This is a genomic window from Salegentibacter flavus (genome assembly GCF_900115145.1).
Taxonomy (GTDB): domain Bacteria; phylum Bacteroidota; class Bacteroidia; order Flavobacteriales; family Flavobacteriaceae; genus Salegentibacter; species Salegentibacter flavus.
On record NZ_FOVL01000027.1, the window covers coordinates 24,444 to 35,317 of the forward strand.

A 10,874-nucleotide genomic window follows, 5' to 3' on the forward strand; every position below is an offset into this window, starting at 1 on the left:
TATTGAAATAAGGAGATTATCAAATACATGAAATTAACAATGATAAAAATGAAAAAAATAGACATAAAGAGAAGAATGATTCAAATGTCTGCGGCAGTAATTTTGACTTTCATTATGGCAGGCTGTGAGGCTGATATACTTGAACAACCACCTGGTGATGCAGTTACTTCAGATGAATTCTTCAACACCGGTGCCGACTTAAAGGCATACACCAATGACTTGTATGCTATGTTGCCAACTACATCTGTATATATGGATGATTCGCATTCAGATAATATTTTAGGTGTAAGTGCTGGTGACAGGCTAAGAGGGACACGTATCGTTCCTACCGACAGGGGTAGCGGGGGTTGGTCCTGGGGCTACCTGCGAAGAATTAATTATTTTTTGGAAAATTATGCTAGGGTAGACAATGAAGAGGCGACGGCACAATATTCTGGAATAGCCAGGTTTTTTAGAGCTTACTTTTATTTCGAAAAAGTCCAACGATTTGGCGATGTGCCTTGGTATAGTGAAGTAATTGATCTTGAGGATGAAGAGCTATTATATAAACCGCGGGATTCACGAGAGTTGGTAATGGATTCCATTATGGCTGATATTGATTATGCCATTAAAAATATTCCTGCGGAAAAGGAGTTAAATCGCATCACAAAATATACAGCTCTCATTTTAAAAGCCCGGATTGCTCTCTTTGAGGGAACTTTTAGGAAATATCATGGGATTGAAGATTATGAGAGATTTCTGGAGGAATCTTCTTCAGCAGCAAAAGAATTGATGGATTCCGGGGCCTATTCACTTTATACCGCTGGAGGTGAAAAGCAGGCATATCTCGACCTATTTGCCATGGAAAACCAAAACACCACTGAAACTATTTTAGCTGTGGATTTTGAATTTGGTTTAAGAACTCACGATCTGGCTTATAGGATGACAGCACCAACACAGGGAAGATGGGGCTTAACAAAAGAGCTGGTCAATAGTTATTTAATGACTGACGGAACACCGTTTACCGATCAATCTGGATATGAAACCATGGAGTTTTATGAAGAGATGCAGAATCGGGATCCCAGGTTGACACAAACTACAGCAGGACCTGATTTTGCAACCTATGGTTCGCAGGATCCTGAACCTGTAGATTTGGATATAACCAGAACAGGCTACAGAGTGATCAAAGGATTGCCTCCTAAAGGCCCCCAATGGGGTTCGGGTGGTTCATTTAATGATGTTATTCTTTTCCGGTATGCAGAGGCCTTGTTGATTTATGCTGAAGCAAAAGCAGAACTCGGTACATTGACCCAGGGTGATTTGGATAACTCAATTAATAAATTAAGGGACCGCGTAGGTTTACCACATCTGAACATGGCAGAGGCTAATGCAAATCCCGACCCTTTTCAGGAGAGTCTATACGATAATGTGGAGCAGGGAGCCAATAAAGGAGTAATCCTGGAAATTCGTCGCGAACGTAGGATTGAATTGGTGAATGAAGGTTTGCGCTGGGACGACTTAATGAGATGGAAAGAAGGTAAAAAAGTGGAAAAACCAATAGAAGGTATTTACTTTTCTGAATTAGGTGCCTATGATTTCAATAATGATGGTCGCTTTGATGTATATGTTCACGATGGTGATGCCTCAGGGGCACCGGATGAAGTAACTTCTACAATAAACACAAATGAAAGACCTCTTACAGAGGGCACTTCGGGCAACCTACTTTTATTCGAGGGTGGGAGTTTTGATGAAACCAGAGACTATTATTATCCTATACCTATGGAAGACTTAGAGCTGAATGAAAATTTAGAACAAAATCCTGGATGGTAATAATTGATCCCATGATAAGAGGTATTTAAATAATACTGTTTTGCTCATAAAATCAAATAATTAAATTTTTTAAAATGATAAAAAAAATAATCCTAGGAATTTTCCTATCAGGAACGTGCTCGCTTTTCGCACAGCAAACTTTAAGCGGAGTGGTTTTTGAAGATGTCAATCAAAACGGCAAAAAAGACCGCCTGGAAAAAGGAATAGCCGAAGTTTCTGTAAGCAATGGCCGCGAAGTTGTCATTACCAATGGGGATGGAAAATACGAATTACCTGTTGGTGAAGACGATATTATTTCCGTTGTAAAACCTTCAGGATATAAAGTTGGAAAAAATGAAGACAACCTGCCTCAATTCTTCTATATCCATAAACCTAAAGGATCACCAGATTTAAAATTCAAAGGGGTAGAGCCAACGGGAAAATTACCAAAATCGGTAGATTTTGCTTTAATTCCTTCTGAGGAAAAAGAGAACTTTACAGCGCTTATTTTTGGCGATCCGCAGCCTTACACTCAACAGGAAGTCGATTATTTTGCCGATGGTATTGTGGCCGAAGTGGAAGGTATAGAAAATGTTCCTTTCGGATTAAGCCTTGGTGATCTGGTGGGGAACGATCTGGATCTTTTTAATCCATATATCAAAGCAGTGAAAAACGCGGGAATTCCCTGGTATAATTTATTGGGTAATCATGATATTAATTTTGATGTGGAAAATGATATATTTTCCGATGAAACCTACGAAGCACATTTTGGTCCGGCCAACTATGCCTTTAATTACGGAAAGGTTCATTTCCTGGTTTTAGATGATGTGCTGTATCCAGATCCCCGGGATGGAAAAGGTTACTGGGGTGGTTTTCGGGAAGATCAGTTTGAGTTTATAGAAAACAACTTGAAACATGTGCCTAAAGATCATTTGATAGTAGTCGCTTTACATATTCCGCTTAGTGAACCTGAAGGAAGAGATACTTTTCGTGATGAAGATAGAGATAGGCTTTTTGAGCTTTTGAAAGATTTCCCAAATACCCTTTCGCTTTCTGCCCATACGCATATACAACGCCAGGATTTTTTCGGAAAGGAAGAAGGATGGCAGCAAGATAAACCACATCATCATTATAATGTAGGGACAACTTCCGGAGATTGGTATTCAGGTAAATTAGATGAAAATAACATCCCTGTTTCTACAATGAGGGACGGCACCCCTAAAGGTTACGCGTTTATTAATTTCAAAGGAAACGAGTATAACATAGATTATAAAGTTGCCGGCAAACCTGTAGATTACCAAATGGAAGTTTTTGCACCTAAGGTCGTTGCCAAAGGTAGAAGAACCAAGGCAGGAATTTATGTGAACTTCTTTATGGGGACTGAGGGTGATGAGGTTTTATACCGAATTGATGATGGAGAATGGAAAGAAATGCAATATATAGAAGATTATGATCCCTCCTATATAGAAATGGTCTATGAATGGGATTTAACCGAAGAACTAATGCCGGGTAAAAGATCTTCTAATCCTATAAAAAGTGAACATTTGTGGCGTGGTAATATTCCTACAAAACTGGAGACCGGGGAGCATAGTATTGAAATAAAGGCTACCGATATGTACGGAAAAACCCATACTGCCAAAAGTAGTTATCGATTAGCGGAACCCGTTAAGTAGTTTTTTTAAAGTTTTTGTTTCAGTAAAAAGGCCTGCCCAGGGTTCGCTAATTTTACGGCAGGCCTTTATTTTTAAAAATCAAAAAGATGAAAATTATAAAAACCGTTTTTCTATTATTGCTAATGGTTGCTTCTGGTTGCAAGAACAATCAGGAGCAAGAAATAGATCTACAGGAAACCGAATCCCAAAATATTAAGGTTCAGGTGCAGGGACATCGGGGAGATAGAGGTAATTATCCGGAAAACAGTATTCCCGCTTTTATAAGCGCGGTGAAAAAGGGCGCCGAGGTAATCGAGCTGGATGTTGTAATCTCAAAAGATAAAAAAGTAGTGGTTTCTCATGAGCCTTTTATGCATTCCCTTTATGTGTTAACCCCTGAGGGCGATAGCATTTCCGAAGAAAATCAGGAGAAATTTAACCTTTACGAGATGACTTACGATAGCATCAGAAAGTTTGATGTTGGTTCTAAAGGAAACCGATTATTTCCCGAACAGCAAAAACAAAAAACCTATAAGCCTTTACTGGCAAAAGCTATAGATTCCGTAGAAAATTATATAGCAGAAAATAATTTGAAGACCGTGAGCTATAATATTGAACTAAAAAGTTCAGAAGACAAATATGGAATTTATCAACCAGCACCTGGAGAGTTTGTAAATCTTGTGATGCAGGTAATTAAGGAGAAAAATATTGAGCAGAAAATGAATTTACAATCTTTTGATGTAAACATTCTAAATGAAATCCATGAAAGTTACCCAGAAGTAGAAACCGCCTATCTAGTATATACTGAAGGCATTCAAAAGAATCTTGATTTACTGGATTTTCAGCCTGAAATTTACAGCCCGCATTATGGATTGGTAAAGGATACTGCTTTTGTTGATTCTATTAAAAGTATGAATATGAAGTTAATTCCTTGGACCTTAAATGAATATGAGGTTATTGAGCAAATGATTGAATTGAATGTTGATGGGATTATTACCGATTACCCGGAACGGGTGCTGAAGATGAGAGAGAACGCCTATTAGTTATTAATTGAGTTCCGAATGATAAAAGATATTTAAATTGGAGTCGTGGTATCACTTGAAACTTTTCAAGAAATTACTATACCACTTTCCCGAATCCTTCACTGTTCTTTTTTGTGTTTTGAAATCAACGTGTACCAGGCCAAATCGTGGTCTAAATCCCTCTGCCCATTCAAAATTATCTGTAAAGGACCAAACGAAATAACCATTTACATTGACTCCCTCCTTTTTGGCCTTAAGCACTGCGGCAAGGTATTCTTCTAAAAATCTGGTTCTTCTTTTATCTTTGATTTCACCATCCTCCAGGATGTCTTTAAAAGCTGCACCATTTTCAGTTATATATATTTCCCCTACTTTTTTATAGCTATTAAACTTTTTCAGTATTTGGTAGATTGAATCGGGATATACTTCCCATTTCATAGCTGTTATGGGAACTTTTCTTTTTTCAGCTTTGATATTTCTTGCCTTAATGTAGGGAACAAACCAGGAATGCTTAATGATTTCCCGGGTGTAATTTTGGACACCTATAAAATCAAAATCATATTGTAATAATTCCTTATCCCCGGGAAGCTGATACTTTTCCAGCTTTTTAAGAAATTTGAGATCTTTCACCGGGTAGCCCATTCCCAGTGCAGGCTCGATAAACAAACGGTTTACAAGAGCATCAATTCTTTGTGCTGCCAGGATGTCTTTTTGTATTGGTCGAAATGGTTCAATAAAAGAACAGGAAAAAGTAGTGCCTACCCGGGCTTGGGGAGAATATTGCTTTATAATTCTCGCCCCTTCTGCCTGGCACAATGCAGCGTGATGTATGGCAGGCAGAAAGTTTTTCATTCCTTTTTTTCCGGGAGCGTGAACTCCCAGAAGATATCCGGCACCTACAAATACCAGTGGCTCATTAAGAACCATCCAGTTTTTGACTTTATTGCCAAAACGTTTTACACAAAGAGTTACATATTCTTTAAACCAGGTTATTATTTCCCTGTTTGTCCAACCTCCCTTTTGTTCCAGGACAGCAGGTAAATCCCAATGATAAAGTGTTACCCAGGGTTCAATGCCCAGTGCCAGGCATTTATCTATAAGTTTGTTGTAAAAGTCGATTCCTTCAGGATTTGGTGTACCAACTCCGGCAGGTATCACTCTTGACCAGGAGATTGAGAACCTGAAATTATGAATGTTCAGGTCTTTCATTAAATAAAGGTCTTCCTCGTATTTGTTGTAAAAATCACAAGCGATATTTCCGTTTTGACCCTGATAAATTTTACCACTCTTTGAAGTAAAAATATCCCATATGGATGGCCCTTTACCATCGGCCTGATGGCCACCTTCAATTTGATATGCGGCTGTTGATACTCCCCATTTAAAACCCTTTCCAAAATCACGCTTTTTTAAAGAAAACCTTTCCTTCGGTTCTTCTGAATTTAAAGTTGACATATATGTTAAAAATGGAATATGATTATTAACCAGTAGAAGCCTATCTTTTCTGTTTCAATTTAATTGATTGAGGAGTTCACCCTTCCCAGTAAAGATCTATTAATCACACTGAGATTGGATACAAGATGGTCATTCAAAAGGGTTTCGATTATTTCCTGGGTAATATCCGGGTAATTCACGCTTATCACCCTTTCTTCCTTTAACCAGTTTTCAATTTCCGGGTATTGTTTTTTCTTTAGGTTTTTAAGCACTGTAACCCCTAAGTATTGCAGAGCAGCAGCGTTGCAGTGCTGTTCATATTGATTTTCCATTGGAACGACCAGGAGCTTTTTTTTCAAAAACAAAGCTTCAGCCGGAGTTTCAAATCCCGCACCACATAGAATGCCAGTACTGGATGCCATACTTGCTAAGAAGGCTTCATTGTTTATTGGTCTTATTGAAACATTGTCACAGCTATACTCCTTTTTGTTATGCTTTGAAAAAACCTCCCATTTGACAGCTTTGAACCGGGATAGGATCTTGATGATCTTTTTATCGCTGTATGCTGGTAGGTAAACTGTATAATGACCTTTGTTGGAAACAAAGAGTTCCCGCACTTGTTTCCTTATTACGGGGGTATAGGTTTGATCATTAAATTTTTCAAAGTGAAAGCCATATCTTGCCGTGGCAGGAGCATAATATTTTAGAATGAATTTTCCTATTCTGTCCCTGTGTCTCGGTAATGGTGCTTTACTGGATAAAACAGCGCATTGATGACTCAGGGCAATACAAGGTTTTCTTTTCAGGTAACAGGCCCAGGCAGAAATGGGCTCAAAATCGTTGATCACGATATCATAAATTTCAACAGGAACCTTATTGATCTCTCTTAGAATCCTTTTGATGTTATTCTGAAGAAAAGTTTGCCATAAGTCTACACCTCCCTTTTTACCAAAGATGAATCCAAGTCCCTTCATCTGGTACTTTACCGGATAAGGTAAGGCAACATCTGCCTGTGTCCCGCTAATTAAAATATCCACCTCTCCTATATTCATAAGAATAGGTATGATATCTCTTGCTCTGCTTAGGTGTCCGTTCCCGGTGCCTTGTATAGCGTATAATATTTTCATATTTTGTTTTAAAAGTGTTATTTAAGGCTTAACAAAATTTAATTCCCGAACAAGGTTTTGAAATAATTCATCACTGTTCACTTTCACCTCTTTAAATTTTTTGGCTCTGGCTGCCATTACCCTTTGATGATCTTCATTAAAATGATACAACTTCCAGCTGCTGTTATTGTATTCTAAAGCAGTAAGATTTTCAATCCAATCGCCGGAATTAAGATAGGTGACTTCCCCATCCTTCCCCTTTATTTTCCTGATTTCCGGCTGATGGATATGGCCGCAAATGACATAATGATATCCATTTGAAATGGCAATATCTGCTGCGGTTTGTTCAAAATCATTTATAAATTTGACTGCACTTTTTACACTGTTCTTAATTTTTTTGGAAAGGGATAACTTTCCTCTCCCCATTCCTTCAGAAATATAATTGAACATCCTGTTAATCAATATCAAGCTATCATATCCTTTTGCTCCCAGTTTTGCCAGCCACTTTGAGTTTTGCATTGTTACATCAAAAACATCCCCGTGAAATATCCAGGTTTTTTTACCGTCAAGATTTAGTACTACTTTATTTACAATTTGCAGGGAACCCATTTCAAAACCAACAAATTTTCTCAGCATCTCATCGTGGTTTCCGGTGACATAATAGACCTTCACCCCCTGAGCCAGGAATCCGGTGATACATTTAATGACCTGCATGTGAGATTCGGGCCAGTAACTCTTATGAAACTGCCAAATATCAATTATGTCTCCGTTGAGAATCAATACTTCCGGCTGTACGCTTTTGAGGTAACTCAGGAGCTCTCCTGCATGGCAACCATAGGTGCCCAAATGAACGTCAGATATAACGACAACTTCTACTTTGCGTTTTTTCATAGTATTTAGATGATATTAATCGGCTTGGATTAAAGGAAAAATGTCTGTTACACCTTCCTGAAGAAAGAAAGGAGGAAGAATATGAAAGTAATAAATGAATGATTACAAATTCCCGAATAATAAATGATGGATTACCTCCTTTAAGTTTTAAAAAGGCAGGCAATCCGGAGAAGAAAAATGTGGAAGAGAAGACCTGGTGAATTTTTTTAGGTCTTTGGAGAATATTCTTTAGCTGATTTTCCAAATATTACCAGTTTTAATTTTAAGCAATTTATAAATGAAACCCGGTGTATTAATCACATAATCATTAAATTACCTTTAAGAAATTGCTTTCTTTTAAATTTATAACCCAAAAAAGGGTGTAGATTTTTTAACACCCTTACTTTTTGGCTAATTCAAACAAACCTGACAATCCAACCTTGGCTATGGTTGATATATAATTAATTGTCTCCGCAAATTTACTTCAACAAGCCTATTGCTGTATTAACTTAAAATGAAGTCATTAATAAGAAAGCATTATTCCTTTAGTGGAAAAGGAAGTTATTCAGGAGAAAATCTTCAGCGAAGAATGGATTTTCAGGCTTTGGATGTGAATATCCTAAAGGGAAACCATGAGGATTATGTTGAAGTTGAGACGGCTTTTTTGTTATATATGGGAGGCATTCCAAATACCCTTAATTTTATCAGTTTTTGTTTCGAAATTTACCGTTCAAGGTGCAAATTATTTAAAGTCTTAAATTGTATATATTCCATTTAAGTATTGGTGTGAAAGGATTTCCATGGACTTTATAAGGTTCTACAATATTATATTTTGGTGGATCATTAACACCTGTTCGTGTTCTACTGCTTCCTTGAAGTAAAAAAAATTGAGCTTCTTGATTAAGCGATCTTTAAAACTGCTATTACAGAAGAACTAATATATTCGATTCCAATAGCAATTACAATAAAACCTATAATTCTGGAAATAGCATTTATTCCTGAAGCTCCAAGGAATTTTACGATATAGTGCGAACCTCTGAGCATAAGAAAGGTAGTAAAGCAAACAGCCATAATAGCAGAAATAACAATTACCTTTTGAGCAAATAGATCATACTGCTCATAAAGCCCAATGAGAAGGGAAATAGAACCAGGCCCTGCAAGCATAGGAATAGCCAGTGGAGTAAGTGAAACTGCTTCCCTTTGAAAGGCATCTTCTTTTACGCGTTCTTTTTCCATTCCCTTGTGCTTAGAAAAGGACCCGGTAAGCAAGGCAAAACCTGAAGTGGTAATAATTAATCCACCCGCAATCCTGAGCGATTCAATACTTATTCCAAAAAAATGAAGAATATACCTTCCTACGAAAAAAGATATGACCAAAATTACCAAAACATTTATGGAGGTGAATAAGGAAACTTTTGAACGTTCTTTGTGAGAATTTTCTTGAGTTAACCCAACAAATATTGGCAGTGTCCCCAGGGGGTTGATCACAGAGAACAATGCAGCAAACACAACAATGAATAATTCCATTTTTTCTGCAAAAATGCACCTGCTTTTTCACTTGTAATTTATATCGTAGTTAAATAAATATTATGAAATCTCTTTGTTGATTACACTTACTAACAACACAGCTAATAAAATTTTAGCTGCAAGAAAAGCTCTTCCTTAGGGATCAAAAACCAATTGATATGGTTGGCAGGATTGAACGTCTATTGCTTCTCAATTAAATTATTCATTTCTAAATCATCTTCAAGCGAGTGGTTCCTTTGAAATAGCCATTTAATTAACAACCTTATCTTTTCCCGGTATTATTGGAGAGATTTTTTATAATGGTGGTATAATGAATTGTACGGCATTTTAAGAAAAAGAACAGCAAAAATTAATCTAAAGATCTGTATTCAAGGGTGGCCCGGCACTTTCTAAGTGCCATAAGTTGATAGAACGATTCTCAGAAGATATTGATATGGTGGTACTCCGAAATGAAGGAGAGAACGATAATCAGTTGAAAAAGAAAATCCGGGCAATCAGTAAAGTGGTGGAAAAGCAACAAAAATAATCAGTTCATAATCTTAGATGAATATCATAATGCAAGGTTAATATCTAACCTCACTGAGGTCATAATTCCTGTTTTTTTAAGAGAATTGAGGAAATTATTTGGGCTTAGAAATAGGACCTGGAAGCATAGAAATTCTTCAAGAACTAAACAATGAACAATTGCCTCTTTAGGAGCATGATTATATTAGCGGTCCTTGGTTTTCAAATAATTTCTCAAATTCTCTCTAAGAGTTCATTTTAGCCCCCATATCTACCATAACTTACCTGCGCCGGATCCTATGCTGTTTTTATAGCGTACGGGAAGTTAAGTGTAAAGTAAAAACAGCATAGGGCGCAACCTACTTTTCATTCTAGAGTATTATCTCCTTTATGAATTGGAACTTCTTTACTTAGCTGCCTATATAATTTTTGATTATCATTTTGGCTTTCAATCACCTTATAGGTGAGGTAACTAAGTGATATCAGTAGTACCAATAAAACACTGAGAAGTAATCTTGCCAGGCTTTTAGGAAGGATATATGCCCTTTCCAGCTTTGAATGTATTAATTCCAGGTTTCCTGTTCTTATGTTTTCCTTTTGCTGCTGGATCTTAAGAAAAGAATTCAAATGATTTTCTAAGACCTCAGTACTCAGAGGTACACTGGTTTCCCGCAATTTATTAGATAAATTCTCAAGGCCCTCTAGGGCAGATTTAAAATCAGCCATCTCATCGGCCATCAGTTCCATAATTTCATCCAGTTTTTTCATCGTTCAACATTTAAAATTCATATCCCTAATCCAGTATCCCTCACTATTTTTATTGCTCCTTTTACAAGCTCTTTGGTTATTTTGGTTGACAGGTTGCTGCTTAATTGCACCGTTTTGTTTAAAACCAAAAGGTTTTTTGGCGCCTCCTTTAATCTTGTAAAACTCTTGTTTTGTGAGATTACCGCAATTAATTTATTACCACTCAT

General features: G+C 37.1%; 10 protein-coding genes. 4 read left to right on the forward strand and 6 right to left on the reverse strand.

Annotated elements, in window-relative coordinates; all coding sequences use genetic code 11:
- Window positions 1-48 precede the first annotated feature (48 nt).
- From BM266_RS15510 to BM266_RS15520, 3 genes are all read left to right on the forward strand, one after another.
- Window positions 49-1,809 carry a RagB/SusD family nutrient uptake outer membrane protein gene (locus BM266_RS15510; protein ID WP_093411337.1) on the forward strand — a complete coding sequence of 587 codons (1,761 nt, stop codon included), beginning with the start codon at window positions 49-51 and terminating at the stop codon, window positions 1,807-1,809.
- Window positions 1,810-1,883: 74 nt separating this feature from the next.
- A complete protein-coding gene (locus BM266_RS15515; protein WP_093411318.1) occupies window positions 1,884-3,461 on the forward strand; it encodes a calcineurin-like phosphoesterase C-terminal domain-containing protein in 1,578 nt (525 codons plus the stop codon).
- 86 nt (window positions 3,462-3,547) lie between these two features.
- Window positions 3,548-4,483 (forward strand): glycerophosphodiester phosphodiesterase family protein, encoded by a 936-nt coding sequence (locus BM266_RS15520; protein ID WP_093411320.1) that lies wholly within the window; start codon window positions 3,548-3,550, stop codon window positions 4,481-4,483.
- Window positions 4,484-4,534: 51 nt separating this feature from the next.
- Here the strand turns inward: BM266_RS15520 and BM266_RS15525 are convergent, their stop codons facing one another.
- From BM266_RS15525 to BM266_RS15545, 4 genes are all read right to left on the reverse strand, one after another.
- The gene (locus tag BM266_RS15525; protein ID WP_093411322.1) at window positions 4,535-5,914 is read right to left on the reverse strand and encodes a GH1 family beta-glucosidase; all 1,380 of its coding nucleotides are present in this window, start codon (window positions 5,912-5,914) and stop codon (window positions 4,535-4,537) included.
- A gap of 59 nt (window positions 5,915-5,973) precedes the next feature.
- Window positions 5,974-7,020 (reverse strand): glycosyltransferase family protein, encoded by a 1,047-nt coding sequence (locus BM266_RS15530; RefSeq protein ID WP_093411324.1) that lies wholly within the window; start codon window positions 7,018-7,020, stop codon window positions 5,974-5,976.
- 21 nt (window positions 7,021-7,041) lie between these two features.
- On the reverse strand, window positions 7,042-7,890 hold the full coding sequence (locus tag BM266_RS15535; RefSeq protein WP_093411326.1) for a UDP-2,3-diacylglucosamine diphosphatase: 849 nt from the start codon (window positions 7,888-7,890) through the stop codon (window positions 7,042-7,044).
- Window positions 7,891-8,769: 879 nt separating this feature from the next.
- On the reverse strand, window positions 8,770-9,396 hold the full coding sequence (locus BM266_RS15545; protein ID WP_093411328.1) for a MarC family protein: 627 nt from the start codon (window positions 9,394-9,396) through the stop codon (window positions 8,770-8,772).
- A 403-nt stretch (window positions 9,397-9,799) separates the two neighbouring features.
- Here BM266_RS15545 and BM266_RS15550 point away from each other — a divergent pair, with 403 nt between their 5' ends.
- On the forward strand, window positions 9,800-9,922 hold the full coding sequence (locus tag BM266_RS15550) for a nucleotidyl transferase AbiEii/AbiGii toxin family protein (RefSeq protein ID WP_217648169.1): 123 nt from the start codon (window positions 9,800-9,802) through the stop codon (window positions 9,920-9,922).
- A 344-nt stretch (window positions 9,923-10,266) separates the two neighbouring features.
- Here BM266_RS15550 and BM266_RS15555 read toward each other — a convergent pair whose 3' ends face one another.
- Window positions 10,267-10,668 (reverse strand): DUF6730 family protein, encoded by a 402-nt coding sequence (locus BM266_RS15555; protein ID WP_093411330.1) that lies wholly within the window; start codon window positions 10,666-10,668, stop codon window positions 10,267-10,269.
- A 17-nt stretch (window positions 10,669-10,685) separates the two neighbouring features.
- The coding region (locus BM266_RS17275; protein ID WP_093411331.1) for a hypothetical protein at window positions 10,686-10,874 on the reverse strand (189 nt) is incomplete at its 5' end.

Coding starts and splice junctions, on each gene's coding strand:
- BM266_RS15525 (WP_093411322.1), bottom strand. CDS start 5,914: ATGTCAACTTTAAATTCAGAAGAACCGAAGGAAAGGTTTTCTTTAAAA.
- BM266_RS15555 (WP_093411330.1), bottom strand. CDS start 10,668: ATGAAAAAACTGGATGAAATTATGGAACTGATGGCCGATGAGATGGCT.
- BM266_RS15530 (WP_093411324.1), bottom strand. CDS start 7,020: ATGAAAATATTATACGCTATACAAGGCACCGGGAACGGACACCTAAGC.
- BM266_RS15510 (WP_093411337.1), top strand. CDS start 49: ATGAAAAAAATAGACATAAAGAGAAGAATGATTCAAATGTCTGCGGCA.
- BM266_RS15515 (WP_093411318.1), top strand. CDS start 1,884: ATGATAAAAAAAATAATCCTAGGAATTTTCCTATCAGGAACGTGCTCG.
- BM266_RS15545 (WP_093411328.1), bottom strand. CDS start 9,396: ATGGAATTATTCATTGTTGTGTTTGCTGCATTGTTCTCTGTGATCAAC.
- BM266_RS15520 (WP_093411320.1), top strand. CDS start 3,548: ATGAAAATTATAAAAACCGTTTTTCTATTATTGCTAATGGTTGCTTCT.
- BM266_RS15535 (WP_093411326.1), bottom strand. CDS start 7,890: ATGAAAAAACGCAAAGTAGAAGTTGTCGTTATATCTGACGTTCATTTG.